The 14,526-nt window shown below is 35.1% G+C and carries 15 protein-coding genes; 11 read left to right on the top strand and 4 right to left on the bottom strand.

The window, feature by feature from the left end; genetic code table 11:
- The first annotated feature begins 220 nt into the window (after nucleotides 1–220).
- The 3 genes from FC84_RS06055 to FC84_RS06045 are packed head-to-tail and all read left to right on the top strand — an operon-like array spanning nucleotide 221 to nucleotide 2,218.
- Nucleotides 221–1,525, top strand: a complete 1,305-nt coding sequence (locus FC84_RS06055; protein WP_057756845.1) for a Y-family DNA polymerase — start codon at nucleotides 221–223, stop codon at nucleotides 1,523–1,525.
- Nucleotides 1,518–1,838: a hypothetical protein gene (locus tag FC84_RS06050; protein WP_057756844.1), complete on the top strand. Its 321-nt coding sequence runs from the start codon at nucleotides 1,518–1,520 to the stop codon at nucleotides 1,836–1,838. Before FC84_RS06055 ends, FC84_RS06050 begins: the two co-directional genes overlap by 8 nt.
- Nucleotides 1,835–2,218 (top strand): hypothetical protein, encoded by a 384-nt coding sequence (locus tag FC84_RS06045; RefSeq protein WP_057756842.1) that lies wholly within the window; start codon nucleotides 1,835–1,837, stop codon nucleotides 2,216–2,218. The genes FC84_RS06050 and FC84_RS06045 overlap by 4 nt, the downstream gene beginning before the upstream one ends.
- Nucleotides 2,219–2,521: 303 nt before the next feature.
- On the opposite strand, the gene FC84_RS06040 is transcribed toward FC84_RS06045, so the two are convergent.
- On the bottom strand, nucleotides 2,522–3,031 hold the full coding sequence (locus FC84_RS06040; RefSeq protein WP_057756840.1) for a YehS family protein: 510 nt from the start codon (nucleotides 3,029–3,031) through the stop codon (nucleotides 2,522–2,524).
- Nucleotides 3,032–3,771: 740 nt separating this feature from the next.
- Entirely contained in the window at nucleotides 3,772–5,562 is a 1,791-nt protein-coding gene (locus FC84_RS06035; protein WP_057756838.1) for a DUF4365 domain-containing protein, read from the bottom strand.
- A gap of 183 nt (nucleotides 5,563–5,745) precedes the next feature.
- Between FC84_RS06035 and FC84_RS06030 the strand changes: the two genes are divergently transcribed.
- From FC84_RS06030 to FC84_RS06010, 5 genes are all read left to right on the top strand, one after another.
- A complete protein-coding gene (locus FC84_RS06030) occupies nucleotides 5,746–7,965 on the top strand; it encodes an MSCRAMM family protein (RefSeq protein WP_057756836.1) in 2,220 nt (739 codons plus the stop codon).
- An 81-nt stretch (nucleotides 7,966–8,046) separates the two neighbouring features.
- Nucleotides 8,047–8,379, top strand: coding sequence for a DUF961 family protein (locus FC84_RS06025; protein ID WP_057756834.1), 333 nt, complete (start codon nucleotides 8,047–8,049; stop codon nucleotides 8,377–8,379).
- A 17-nt stretch (nucleotides 8,380–8,396) separates the two neighbouring features.
- Entirely contained in the window at nucleotides 8,397–8,753 is a 357-nt protein-coding gene (locus FC84_RS06020; protein WP_057756832.1) for a YdcP family protein, read from the top strand.
- A 47-nt stretch (nucleotides 8,754–8,800) separates the two neighbouring features.
- Nucleotides 8,801–9,064, top strand: a complete 264-nt coding sequence (locus FC84_RS06015) for a hypothetical protein (protein ID WP_057756830.1) — start codon at nucleotides 8,801–8,803, stop codon at nucleotides 9,062–9,064.
- The gene (locus FC84_RS06010; protein ID WP_057756828.1) at nucleotides 9,057–10,382 is read left to right on the top strand and encodes an FtsK/SpoIIIE domain-containing protein; all 1,326 of its coding nucleotides are present in this window, start codon (nucleotides 9,057–9,059) and stop codon (nucleotides 10,380–10,382) included. Before FC84_RS06015 ends, FC84_RS06010 begins: the two co-directional genes overlap by 8 nt.
- A 111-nt stretch (nucleotides 10,383–10,493) precedes the next feature.
- On the opposite strand, the gene FC84_RS06005 is transcribed toward FC84_RS06010, so the two are convergent.
- On the bottom strand, nucleotides 10,494–11,354 hold the full coding sequence (locus tag FC84_RS06005) for a nucleotidyl transferase AbiEii/AbiGii toxin family protein (protein ID WP_057756826.1): 861 nt from the start codon (nucleotides 11,352–11,354) through the stop codon (nucleotides 10,494–10,496).
- Nucleotides 11,351–11,944, bottom strand: a complete 594-nt coding sequence (locus FC84_RS06000) for a type IV toxin-antitoxin system AbiEi family antitoxin domain-containing protein (RefSeq protein WP_057756823.1) — start codon at nucleotides 11,942–11,944, stop codon at nucleotides 11,351–11,353. Before FC84_RS06000 ends, FC84_RS06005 begins: the two co-directional genes overlap by 4 nt.
- A gap of 599 nt (nucleotides 11,945–12,543) precedes the next feature.
- On the opposite strand from FC84_RS06000, the gene FC84_RS05995 reads away from it, so the two are divergent.
- Genes FC84_RS05995 through FC84_RS05985 form a run of 3 tightly spaced genes read left to right on the top strand, consistent with a single transcriptional unit; the run spans nucleotide 12,544 to nucleotide 14,515 of the window.
- Complete coding sequence (locus FC84_RS05995; protein ID WP_057756821.1) at nucleotides 12,544–13,728, top strand: replication initiation factor domain-containing protein; 1,185 nt, start codon at nucleotides 12,544–12,546, stop codon at nucleotides 13,726–13,728.
- A 45-nt stretch (nucleotides 13,729–13,773) separates the two neighbouring features.
- Nucleotides 13,774–13,995: a hypothetical protein gene (locus tag FC84_RS05990; protein ID WP_057756819.1), complete on the top strand. Its 222-nt coding sequence runs from the start codon at nucleotides 13,774–13,776 to the stop codon at nucleotides 13,993–13,995.
- Nucleotides 13,996–13,999: 4 nt separating this feature from the next.
- On the top strand, nucleotides 14,000–14,515 hold the full coding sequence (locus tag FC84_RS05985) for an antirestriction protein ArdA (protein ID WP_057756817.1): 516 nt from the start codon (nucleotides 14,000–14,002) through the stop codon (nucleotides 14,513–14,515).
- Nucleotides 14,516–14,526: the final 11 nt, after the last annotated feature.

Raw genomic sequence — 14,526 nt, 5'->3', positions numbered from 1 at the left:
TCCTGTAGACTACAGAAAATCAATTGCCTAATTTATAGAAAGCTGCTTTTATTTATATGTTTCAAAAAATAGTTGCAGTTCCCTAATATTCATTCTTTTTTTATATCCAATCTTCAAAAAATAAATTAGTCTACTCAAACAACTCTAAATAAATTAGCATTGACAAATAGAACATACGTTCGTAAAATTAAATTAAGATTTCTTTTTGGAAGTGATCAAAATGGATTTATATGATAACGAACCTCATGGCGTTTATTTTTTAATCGATAACAAGTCGTTCTATGCTTCTTGTGAGGCAGTGGAACGGGGCTTAAATCCTTTAAAAGTTCCCCTAGTCGTGCTATCAGAAGCCGACAATACTGGCGATGGACTAGTGCTAGCGACTAGTCCAGAGGCCAAACGGTTATATCATTTACAGAATAACGTTTCGCGTAAACGCGATCTTCCAGCTGATCCGCGGTTAATTATTGTACCCCCACGGATGAATCACTATATCAAGATGAATCTCGCAATTAATCAACTCTTTCTTAATTTCACTTCTGAAAATGATTTAGTTGTTTACTCAATTGATGAATCAATCTTAAACATGACTCATTCATGGCATCTTTTTGGCGCTTCACCTCGTCAAGTTGCCCAACGCATTCAACGCACAATTCGAAAAAAATTGGGACTGTACACAACGATCGGAATCGGCGACAATCCCCTCCAAGCTAAAATTGCCCTAGATATTTATGCCAAACATGCCCAAGATTTAATCGGTGAAATTCATTACGAGACAGTTCAGCAGAAATTATGGACCATCGAAAATTTAACTGATGTTTGGAGCATCGCTAATCGGACAGCGGCGCATTTAGAACGACTAGGTATCCATAATCTTAACGAATTAGCCCATGCCAATCCTTATCTACTTAAACAAGAAATGGGGATCATTGGCGAACAACTTTTTGCCTTATCTTGGGGAATTGATCGCACCAATGTTAATGTTCGACCTAAGGTAAAGTCAGCCAGTATTGGCAATTCACAGGTACTACCACGTGATTATCATTTACAAAGCGAAATTGAACTGGTGATTAAAGAAATTGGTGAACAAGTCGCCGCTCGTTTGCGTCATCATCATAAAAAGACCACGGGTTTATCTTTAACGATCGGCTTCTCAAATGCTGAACAAGAAAACGATGGTCGTCACGGTTTTAGTGGTACCACGAGAATTGAGTCGACCAATAATGATCGTGATATCACTAAAGCGCTCATTTCTCTTTTTCAAAGCCTTTGGGATGGGCAAAGTATTCGGAATATTGCCGTTTACGCTTTTAAATTAGTCACTGATAATAACCTGCAACTCAATCTATTTATCCAGCCTGAACAGCAACTTAAAAATAACCAAATCGGCCACGTTATTGATGAGATTCATGATCGCTTTGGGTTCACCTCTTTGGTCAAAGCGTCAAGCCTGTTGCCGGGAGGTACTGCTATTAATCGGGCTAGTTTAACCGGCGGTCACAATGGAGGAAATGCTTATGAATAATGACTTGAAAATTATTGAAGAACGATTAAACAAGCAATTTAAGCGTCAAGCAAACACACTATATTGGCTAGACATCGCCAATAATATTTATGCGCAAAAATTTAATTTTTTCCTTTCAAGTCAATTCAATAAACTACCACAACGATCAATTCCACTGCATTCTATCGACCATTATCAACTCGACTACCTAGAAAAAATCATTAAAAAATTAAAACAGGACACCCAACTCACGTTTAAATATTATGGCTTCGTAAATTTGGTTTGGCCAAGCTCACAGCGGATCATTCAAAGACAACGGCACGGTGAAGAATGAAAAACGATTATCATTACGACCTCAACCTTGTTAAACAATTTTTCAAATATGATTACCGCGACCGCGGTATGTTAAAGTGGCAAGGATTCTATTTATCCGACCATACGGCTGCACTCAAGAAAACAGCAAACACAGCTAAAGCTCATGAACACGTCCAAGTCCACGCTCAACAATCACTAGCAGATATCTCTGAAATCTTAGCAAAATCATTTGCGGAGCATCGCTTAGTTCAACTCCAATTAAATATCCTTAATAAAAATGATCAGTTTACACAAGATATTACTGGTTTTGTGACCGGATTTAATACAGATTCGATTTGGTTAACTGGTCAAGACTTTCCTATTCAGATTCAGGATATTCGGCATATTATTATTTCGTGAAAAATCAGATACGACCTATTTAAATATTGTTCGTATCTCAAATTCCCCATTTTAAAAGAGACCACGTATTTGAAATATTTAAAAATAACTCAACTATAAAAAAAGACATCCACAAAAAAGTGGCTGCCATGTAAACATTGATATATGAATATATTAATGTTTTGAGAATAAGGTAAAGACAAAAAAGTTAGATTCCTCGTACGCTAAGACACTGACTGCCCTCAAAAAATCTATCCGCTGCTGGTTTAACAAAAGCTGTAAATGAGTAGTTGCTCCATTTGTATAAGAAACGCCGTCATAAGTCTACCCTTTCCTTCTATTATAAATCCCTAACCCTTTGAGAAAATTACGCATATACTCATCCCCACAGGGTTTAAAATTACGCTGTCCTTCTCTTCTCAAGAAAGCCCCGATCTCCCCCTTTGAGGGGTAAAGCTCAACTTCGGCGAAAATGGCTAAGATGTCTTCACTAGTCATAGAAAGTGCGATTTTTAATTTCTTCAGTAAAACATTGTTGATATGTTTAATTTCCTTGCTTTTTTGCGGCATAGCCTGTGCTGGTTTATCTTTTTGCGGACCGCGGGCCAGAATAATTAAGCCATTTAAGAAAGCATCAAACACTTGATTATTGATGGGCTTTTCATAAATATTCTTCTTCTCATTGTCCCCCTGCTTGTCTTGGATTTTTGTCAGTATCGCCTGGGCTTCTTCTTTCGTCACAGGTACGCCACCCAGCTCAAAAGCTTTGATTAGATCCGTATCCTTCAGGTCGATTGCATAACGCAAACGTAGTAATCGGTCATTATTATTCATAAATACCTCCATGTTTTGTGTGACTTCCTTAGATATAGTAACACGTTCTCGAAAAGAACAGTGGCGCATGTCGGTAAACCATTGAACACCACCGCAGCTTTTGAAATTTCTAATTTCTCACTCTTCCAAAAGATGGCATACTCGGCTTTTCTCCTCGTGATACATCTTCACAACACTTTCTTTAAACCAGTTAGTGTATCGTTTTATTAAAAAAACTACTATTCTAAGTAATTTAATTATGACATATCTGTCTAGAATTAGATGTACCAAATACTAGGATAGGAGCACTGGGTAATTGTAAGCAGATAAGCCGTCTTTTAATCTTTTTTTAATTAGTGTTACACTTGGAGTTTAAATTAAAGGCATAAAAAAACACCTTCCATTTCTGGAAAGTGTCTGTAACCGTTGGTATAACAACGATTAACGCTTACTAAATTGTGAAGCTTTTCTAACTTTCTTAAGACCTGGTTTTAAGGTCCTAGGTTTTACTGTATATTAAAAAGTTATAGAATCAACATTTATACAAAAATAAATTTAAAAAATTTGAATGAAATTGAATTAATTTGATAAATTGGTACCAATTTTGGTACCAATTATTCGCAACGTGAGGCTTGAATCTTTTCGTTCAAATGAACTATAAAGGCAAATGATGATTAATCGTTTGTCTTTTTTGTATATTTCATATAACCTTTCCTGATACTATACCTGATCTTTTAAAAGGTTGTATATAGAGACCAGCGTTAATTATTTGTAGGGTGAAAAACTACAGTTTCGTGTCTTAAGTCAATTGGAGAAAGATTAGCAATGGCAGAATCTAATAATTCACTTTGTTCATTTGAATGTAAATTTTGCCATATTCTTTTAACTTCATTGGGACGTTTTAGTAAAATTTGAGCTGAAATTTTATGAATTAAATTTTCTGATTTAGTAAGTTCTAGCAATTTCCCTAGATCATCCAAATCAATCTCGCCGTTTTTTCTTAAACATATCTGACATCTAAAAATCAATTTTTTTGAGTGACTAACACCGGGACTTATCATTTTAAATATGGTATTCGCAAGTTTCAGAAAATCCTTATTCTCTGAAATATCAAAATTGGTAATCAATGAGTCAACATAACCCAAGTAAAAATCAGCAATATCTGTTGATTTATAGTCTACTGTATTAAATCCGTCTAGTATCGTGTCAAAAGAAAACGTAGGATATTCAAAAAGCCTGTCTCTAATCAGAGTATATGGATTTACTTGTCCCTTATAATCACCAACGGTAATATATAGGCGAAATTGCTTAAATATATCAGGAGAAAAATAATTAATAATCTCCCCATTATAAAACCAAAATGCATAACGATCTTTTTTTAGAGTAAGAATGTATTTCTGTAGTTTTGACTTTATGGAATTTTTATCTTGGCAAATTGCAACAAAATTATTAAAGTTTTGGGCCTCTTCAGAATTAAGTGTGTCCGGATCAAAATCAATAAGAATTCCAAGGTTATTCATTAGCGTAATAATTTCGGTCAAATTATCAATTTGATTATCGATAATCGATGAAAATTCTTGAAATTTTTTTAAATCATTACTTTTTGTTTCTCTAAAATATCCTAAAAATTTTTTTAAAAATACAGCATCACTCATTCTTTGCTCATAATTTCCATGCGCAGTAAATTTTATTTGTATTTCAGTCGAATTAAAATTATTGTTTACTATTTTTGCAACTATTTGAATACTATTTTCATTACCAGCCAACATTTCAATACGTTCATGCGTATCATCTTCAACGAATTTTTTTGTTACAGCAGGTATAGCTGTTCCATCCGGTGCATATAGAGAAGTTTTACCAATTGTAAAAAAGTCTTTAACTTTTGCTGGAGCATATGGAATAGTTATTGATTGTCCAGTGACTTGATTAACCATTTTTTGATATATATAAGTTCCACTCTTTACAGTTTCCATCAGATATTTCGGATTAGAACTAATAGTTGTATAAAAGCCAGAAGTTGTATCACTTTCCACAGCTAAGTCTAGAAGATAGCGGGGTTGCAATTCACATTGTTTATGAAAGTCATTTAATATATTTAGAAAAAGATCTGGATTTTCAGGTATTAAGTAAAAGGATATTAGCTTAGTTTTTTGGTTAGGCGTTCGAATTCTCATCAATTCTTTCAAATCTAACGGCGCTAATTTACGATAAAATATCTTTGACGTGTTATCTTGTATGCTCACTACAAAAAATATTAAACCGTTTGTATGCTTTAAAAAAAATTCAATATCAGCATATGAGACAGAATATTTATTCTTATTCTTTTTTGTTATCGATTTTGTAGTACCCTTGATTTGTAAATCAATACTGTATAGTAGATTACCCTTATTATATTGTTGACCATTATTTAAATCATAGACATCAAGTTTCCCATCAACTGCGGGCGTTTTATCGTTTGAATTTATATTACCAGCATCTACCTGATCCATTTGATTAAAATATGTTTGAAGTGCCAGAATTGCACCATCTTCAATTTTTTTCTGAACAAGCATCGAATCACTCCGCCTCGTTAGCTTTTTATAATACAACAACTGAATGTCTATTCATATTTTATCCCTTTAATTCTTTTAACTCCACTCATACTAGACCTAACCAATAAGTTTCTCTTTACCCTATAATCAAATTTATCATACTAATTTATACTTTAAATTGATTTAATATAGGAGGTTTCAAAATTGAAAGTAAAAACTAAAAAGTTCTACGCCTGGATAGCCTTAATGACTATCCTTTTTTCTGCCCTGATTGCACCTGCTCAGGCTTTCGCCGCAAGTATGAACAACGTCAAAGTTGGTGACTGGGTTTCAACTTGGTCTTTAAAAGCATTTGGTGGTCAACACTGGACCGATGCTGGTTACTATAAAAAACTTGTCGATGGTAAAGACGCCTTTTGTATCGAGCATGGTGTTGATTTAGAAATGTCTGGTTCAGGTTATGATCCTAGTGTTTATGAATCTAAGCTGAAAGATCGTCTAGCATTGATTGCTTATTATGGTTATCAAAATAATCCATCCAATGTGAATTATGCGGTAACCCAATCGATGATTTGGGAAGAGCTTGGTGACACGCTATTAACCACTAACATTCCTAATTATCAATCCTTAAGAAAATCAATTCTAAACAAAGTAAATTCATTCAACGATAAACCTTCATTTAATGAGCAGACAATTACACTGAATGTTGGTGACTCGATCACCTTAACTGATACCAAGAAACGCTTATCAGAATTTAATGTTCAAACTGCCAACACTGCTGGTCTACAAGTTTCAAAAAGTAGTAATACCTTGAAACTAGCCGCAACTAAAGATTCTAAAGCAAGTGGTACGCTCGCCTATGCCATTGCTAAAGCTGCTAATGTTGGTCAATCTTTCGTTTACACCAAAGGTCAACAACAAAAAATTGTCCATTTTAAACTAGCTCAAGCTGGAGAATTCAAATTAAACATTAAAGTAAATCATAACGGTAATGTACGCGCTAAGAAAATTGACAGTGACACTAATACTGCTTTACCAAATACAAAGTTAAAATTCGAATACGACGGCAAGGCTAAAGAAGTCGTTACTGGTAAAGACGGTTATGCCGCTTTAAATGATATTAAAGCTGGTACTAAAGTTAAGATCACCGAAGTTACGGCGCCAAATGGTTATGTTAATGCTGGTGAGCTAAAAGAAGTAACCATCGAACCAAATAAGACCATTGAAGTTATTTTAGGCAATAAGAAACAACTTGGCAATGTTGAATTAACTAAGATTGGTCGCGAGTTTGGCACCACTATGTATAACCAATACTATTCCTTAAATGGTGCTGTCTATGGCATTTATACTGAAGCTGGTAAAAAATTTGGTACCATTACCACCGATGAAACTGGTAAAGGTCATTTAAATGGCCTAGCCTTGGGCAAATACTACGCACTTGAGGAAAAAGCACCAGTTGGTTATTTACTCAATACTGAAAAGCTACCATTTGAATTAAAATACGCTGGCCAAACTGCCAAAGTTTCAACTGCTTCAATTAAAGGTGTCGATCAAGAACAATTTGGTAATGTGACCTTAATTAAAGAAGATGCTGAAACTGGCGATAAGTCTCAAGGCTCTGCTAGTTTAGATGGTGCCGTTTATGAACTACACCGTGTTTCAGACGACAAAGTAATTAGTGAAGTCACGATTGAAGATGGTCAAGGAACTGTCGAAAATATTCCCTTAGATGACTATTACTTCTTAGAAACAAAAGCACCTCACGGCTATTTACTTGATGATCAAAAGCATGAATTCAAGCTGGAATATGCTGGTCAAGATAAAGAATTAGCGATTACTTCTTTAACAGTTAAAGAACAAGTCATTACTGGTCACTTTGACTTGGTTAAACTTGAAAGTGATCAAAGTGCTGTTTCTAAACTAGAAGAACTTGATCCAGAACAAAAACGTCAAAATTCAATGAAAGATATTGAGTTTACGATTACGAGTAAGACAACTAACGAAGTTGTACAAACTGGTCAAACAGACGCTAATGGTTATCTTAAATTCTCAGACTTGCCTTTCGACACTTACATGATTACTGAAACCAACACACCTGAAGGTTACGAAGGTGTTGAACCATTCCAAATTGCGATTACTGAAGATGGTCAAACCTTACACTATCAAGTGGAGAACAAGAAACCAGTCGTACCAGAAACACCGAAGAAACCTGAACAACCAGTAACACCACAAAAACCTACAACACCTGAAAAGCCGGTTTCACCAAAAGAAACACCGGCCGTAGAAAAACAAATCTCCAAAGGCACATTACCTCAAACTGGTGAAAGTAAAAATATTTTACTCACCATTGTTGGTGTCATCATTTTATTAAACGTAGCGGTTTTAATTGGTGGTTATCACTACCAAAAGCGCCACAAACAATAAAAACTAATCAATGATATGAACTAACCAGATAGAAATCCTATCTGGTTTTTTAATACAAAAAATAGAAAAGAGGAATTTTTCATGGAACTAAAATATGTCATCCCTAAGGTTAAAGAAACATTCGGTACTTTATATTTTGGGAGCGAAAAAGCAGAACTGCGTGAACGTGGTCGGAACGGTAAGGTTATTTCGCGTACCTATAACTTATTCTCTGATGTTCAACGCGCTGACGATGTAGAAGTTACCCTCCCAGCAGAAGCTGGTGATAAAGAAAAAATACTAACAACTGAACAGCGAATCGAACTAGTGAATCCTAAAATTACAGCAGTTGGTTATCGAATTGGCGAACAAGCCTTTGTTCGTTACGCCTGCTATGCCGATGATATTAAAGCATTGAACACTCACACTAAATAAGAAAAGAGGAATTTAATATGCGTTTACCTAATGGTATTGTTTTAGACTCAGAAAAGACTTTCGGAATGTTGAAATTCTCGGCATTACGTCGGGAAAAATTTGTCATCGATGAAGATGGCTCACCAACAAATGAAATTGTTGAACGGACATATGACCTAAAAAGTATTGGTCAAGGCTTAATGATTCAGGTTTCTATTCCCGAAAAGGCTGGTATTAAAGAGTTTGCTTATAATCAATTAGTCACTTTAGTTAATCCTGTTATTGATACGGTGGCTAACGCTGACTACCGTGGTGCCACAACAGCTTGGTATATCAAAGCAGATGATATTGTGATGCCAGGAGAAAAAGGAAAATCCAACAATGATAAAAAATAATCAGATTGATATTACTTGTAGATCACCTACTAGAAAGGAGCTTTACCATGAAAACCGCAGACATCGAAATCATTCATCAAGAAGAATTTTATCAAGACTATCAAGAAAACATTCTACCTAATTATCAACGAAATATTGAGGATCTATTTTATGAAATCATCACGGCATCTGAAGAAATACCTGAAAGCTATCAATATGTCTTTGTAGAAGCCGAACACTGTATTGATCATATCGCTAAACGTTTCACCTTCACTAGCTTTGAAACTGAAACAGGATTAGAAGTTCAATACATGGGAGTTATTGATGAGTAAACTATGGCAATATCGCGGTCACAAAATTCGACCTAAAGATAAGAATCTGATTTTTAATTTAATTTGTAATAGTTTTCTTCTATTAATATTGTCCGGATCGGTCATTGTTTATCAAAAGAATTGGCGGGCTATTTTAAAAAAGCAATTAACCTGGCAAGAAATTAAAGGATTAGCTTGGTCTTGGCAATATTTAGTCTATGTCATTGTTGGTTCATTAGTATTACTTGGCATAGTATTCTTACTCCTCTATCATTTCCACTTTGATTATCTGAAACAGATTCAGCATCGCCAAAAAATAGCAAAGATGATACTCCAGAATAAGTGGTATGAAACTGTTAAAGTTCAGCAAGAAAGTTTCTTTAAGGATCTTAGTAATAATCGAAGCAAACAAAAAATCAGCCACTTTCCTAAAGTCTACTATCGACTTAAAGATGGACTGATTCATGTTCAATTTGAAATTGTGATGTCATCTTATCAGGACCAGCTGCTTCATCTCGAAAAGAAATTAGAATCAGGTCTATTCTGTGAAATCGTTGATAAAATTCTACACGACTCTTTTGTGGAATACACCCTACTCTATGACACGATTGGTAATCGCATTACCATTGATGATGTTACTTGTCAGAACGGTGAACTCAAATTGATGGAAACGGTTAGTTGGCAATACGATTCTCTACCACATATGTTAATTGCTGGCGGGACTGGTGGTGGTAAAACTTACTTTATCCTGACAATTATTGAAGCTTTGGCCAAAACCGATGCTAAACTAACAATTCTTGATCCAAAGAACGCCGATTTAGCTGATCTCGCCGAAGTTTTACCTGACGTTCATTATCAAAAAGATGACATGTTGGCAGCACTTAATGACTTTTATCAAGACATGATGGCCCGCAATACCGAAATGAAACAAATGCCTAATTATAAAACCGGTGAAAACTATGCCTATTTAGGTTTACCTGCACACTTTCTAATCTTTGATGAATACGTGGCCTTCATGGATATGTTAGGTCGAGATTCAATTGAGGTTATGAGTAAACTCAAGCAAATTGTCATGCTAGGACGTCAATCAGGATTCTTTTTAATCCTAGCTTGCCAAAGGCCAGATGCCAAATATCTAGGTGATGGCATTCGCGATCAATTCATGTTTCGCGTTGCGCTTGGGCGCATGTCTGATCTTGGTTATACCATGATGTTTGGTGAAACCAATAAAGACTTCTTCCAAAAACCAGTTAAAGGCCGTGGTTATGTGGATACTGGTGTTGGTGTGATTAGTGAGTTTTATGCGCCGTTAGTGCCAAAGAATCATCAGTTTCTTTAAAACGAAGGTGAGAAAAAATCCGTTTTATACTCACAACACATGATGATTTGAGTATAAAACGGATTCTAATTTCCTTATAACATTAATTATATGAATATCTTCATACTTTTATCAGTTCCAATTTATTTCATTCATCAACTGAATCACTGCATCACAGGTATCTTTCAAACTAATATCCTTCGCAAATATATTATCTCGTTGATAAATTTGCCACCGATTATTCATGTCCGCATCTTCCAAAATATCAGCGATTGTTTTCTGATAATCATTAATCTCTGCCATTGTCTTTCGATGAGTTGCGGTATTAATCAATGCTTGTTTTAATTGCTCAATATCAATATTTTGATGTTCAAGTTTCGTGAGTGCGTATAGATCATAAAAATCCTTTGATCTTGAATTAGTGGATCCACGACTAATAATTGTCTCTAACTTTTCAGCTAAGATTGTTTCAATATTATAGGCCGCAACAGTAATTACCCTATCTTCAGTAATTAAATGATGTTGATAATTAATTGCGCTGGGTGTGATTTTATCACCTGTAGAAACATCAATTTTAAACCTTGGCTTTATCTTGTCATAAATTAATCCTTCAAAATGCACACGATAACCGCCGTATTTATCATCATCACGAATTGGTTCAATTTTAATGGGATGTAATTCAATAGGATCATCCTCAGGAATGATTTGACAGATCTCTGTGAAAACAGCCATTAATTGATTGGGATCGATGGGCATACCAACAACTGTTGTATCTAAATCATGAGTAGAACGCGTATCTATTCCTAACAACGACGCAATCAAAAAGCCGCCCTTTAAGACCAGATTATCACGATATTGAGAAAGTGAAATACGCTCAAGTAAATCATCAAGTACAAACTCTTGAATCAACAAACGAGGATCGATGTTATTCAGTGAAGCCTGTTTCTTCACGTAGGCCTTCATCTGCATGGCATTAGTAAACCGATTTTTCATAGTAACACTCCCATGTAGGTTTTGATTTTCGCATCAACCTTCAATTCTTTAGCATACCTTACCAAGCGATTAAGATTCTTTTCCGGTCGCTTTATGTAAGCTTGCATCGCATTTCGAATAACTTCTTCTTGTGCAACATGTGGCGGACGAATAATGTCACATAAAGTTCTTTCAACATCATAGACCTGTACCTTATTTCCGTATGGGGTTTTGACGGTGGTAATTCCCATGTCATGAAGAGAATTAACTTGGCGATAAGGCTTAATTCGTAATTCATCAAAATAGTTTGACTTATATCCTTTAGGAAAATTCATCTCCATAAAGTTCGGCGTTCGATCAGTCATATCATATAGGTATAAGGCAGTTTCCTTACAGAAGATTCCTTTGCTTAAACGCAACTGGGCAACTAAAAACTCATCCTCAAATGATGCTGGATCAATATAAATCCCAGGTCCCACCCGTTCAATCAATTCTTCTTTAACCATTCTTGTTAATAAAGAATCAGAAACCTCTTCAGATAATGCCTGCTTTCTTGTAAAAGTACCATTATATTTAACTAATAATTTATCAACTTTATCAGATAATATCATTCAATCACCATCTTATTTGCTCTACACATTACTTTACTATAAACTAATGTGTAATTCAAACAAGATAAGTCTCATGTATAAACACCAATTTATTAATGCACCCTGAAATTATTTTGATCGTCTTTTATCAGTTACTTTTATATACACATAATGTAACCTTTTGTATATAAAAGTAACAAAGCTAGTTCAATTAGCGATCCATATTCTACTAAAATAATTCCTATCAATTACTGGATCTTCCTTTAGTCCTCTCATTGATAAATTCATTTACTATTATTTCTATCTAAGTGTTTCCCTGATGCCTAGATCTGTTATTTCTCGTTTATCTTGACCAAAATCAAATCCCAGTTGATTGGTTTCTATATGGTAACAATCTCCGCATCGCGCCGTGCAACGCGAAAGGCGCGTAAGCGGATTGGTCGGCGGTAGCCGACCACTGAACCCCCTATTTCTAACAGGGGGGTAGTAAATAACAACAATCATCCTGTACTGTCGCTTAAAATTGTGATTTATCAATTAAATATCGTCAATCTAACGAATGTAACTTCAAATAATGAAGTTACATTTTTTATTTTCTCAAAGAAAGAAGGTACAAACCGATGGTTATTTCTGCAGAATCTATTAAAGTTGGTCGAAAAAAACTAGGCTTTACTCAAAAAGAATTTGCGACAAAACTTGGTATATCTAGTCACTACCTAAATCAAATTGAAAATAAGAAGTGCCAACCGAGTGTTTCCCTATCGAAACAAATTGAAAACTATTTTAATCGGGATCCAACTGAGCCTGAACTAAACCTTATCTTCGATTATGTTCGTATTCGTTTTCCAACTGATAATGTTGATCGCTTAATTAAAGAGATCCTACATCTACACAAAGAATATATGCTTGAGGAAGATTGGGGATTTTATGGTTACTCGTCGCAATTAGTTTTCTCACATATTCAAATTCTTTGTTCAATGCCAAATAGTGAGTTAGGGACTTTACTGGAACTCAAAGGACAAGGTTGTCGTGAGTTCGAAAGTATTCTATTAGCTAACAACTTAACTTGGTACGATTTCTTCCGTGACTGTCAAAAATATCACGCGGTCTTTAAACGAATTGATCTGGCCATTAATGATACAGTTGGCATCCTTAATATTCCCGAACTAATCAAAAAGTGTGAACGCAACGAATGCATCTCAATCATGCGTCAGTTTGAAAGCACCAACTCCGCTAAAATGAATACTGAAGATGAAAAGTTCATTAAGGGCAACACTCTCTATATCGGTTCAAAATCCAGTGATATTTATTTTTGTATCTATGAAAAAGATGTTGAACAGTACAAAAAAGTAGGAGCCGTCATTGAGACAGCCCCTATTAAAAATCGTTTTGAAATACGTTTAAAGAATGAACGTGCTTTTAAGGCGATTGAAGATTTCTTAATTTATCGTGATGTCGAAAAAACAGCTTTTGGTATTATCGCGCGTTATTTACAATTCGTTGATACCAAGAAAAATATTGAACGAAACAAATGGCCAATCAATCCAAGATGGGCCTATTTTTGTGGTCAAAATCGGCAACCACTGCGTTTAACAGTCGCTCCAGAACCATTTGATCTTCAGAAAACTAAAGCTTGGATTCAAAAACAAGTAGCGCCGATGCTGAAAGTCTTACTCAAAATTGACGGTTACAATGGCACGACTGACACGATGACTATGATTAAAAATACTAAGCTTCAAAAACGACATCTTAAACTTTTAGCCCAACAAACAACTGGCATTGATGAACTGCTCCATAACTCATAATTTTATTTTAACCACTCACCTATCACAGAAAGGAACTGATCATTTATGAACTTCGGACAAAACTTATTTAATTGGTTTACATCAAATGCACAAAGCCTAGTACTCATGGCAATTGCAATTATTGGTGTTTATCTTGGTTTCAAACGCGAATTCTCAAAGCTAATTGGTTTTCTAGTCATCGCGTTAATTGCTGTTGGTTTAGTCTTTAATACCGCCGGTGTTAAAGATGTTTTACTTAATTTATTTAATCGAGTCGTAGGAGCGTGAACAAATGACACCTGATGAATTACAAGTTTATATTGTTAATCTTGGTAACTACAATCAAGGAAAGGCTGATTCTGGACGTTGGTTTCACTTACCACTAGATTTTGATGAGATTCGAGAAACACTACAACTTGGTAAAAACGGCCAAAGTGAAGAATATGCTATTCATGATTACGAATTACCTGTTCGTATTTCTGAATATGAAAGCATTAGCTCGCTGAATCATCTTTACGAAAATCTTCTCACAATTTCTGACACACCATTCTATCCGATTATTCAAGAACTACTCGATGAATGGTTCAATAATGTTGAAGAACTTGCCGGAAATATTGATAATCTTATCTACTATGACACAAACTCTATGTCAGAATTAGTTGCCGAAGAAATTGGTGATGGCACTCTTTTCGGTGAACTGCCTACCAATGTTCTTTATTATTTAGATTATGAAAAGATTGCCCGTGATTTGGAGATTGAAGGTAATTACCTTGTCACCACACATGGCATCGTTGAATATGTCAATTAATCACTCGAAGC

This window comes from Lapidilactobacillus dextrinicus DSM 20335 (assembly GCF_001436095.1).
GTDB lineage: Bacteria > Bacillota > Bacilli > Lactobacillales > Lactobacillaceae > Lapidilactobacillus > Lapidilactobacillus dextrinicus.
Note: the sequence above shows the minus strand (reverse complement) of the source record. Positions and strands in the feature narration are given on the sequence as shown.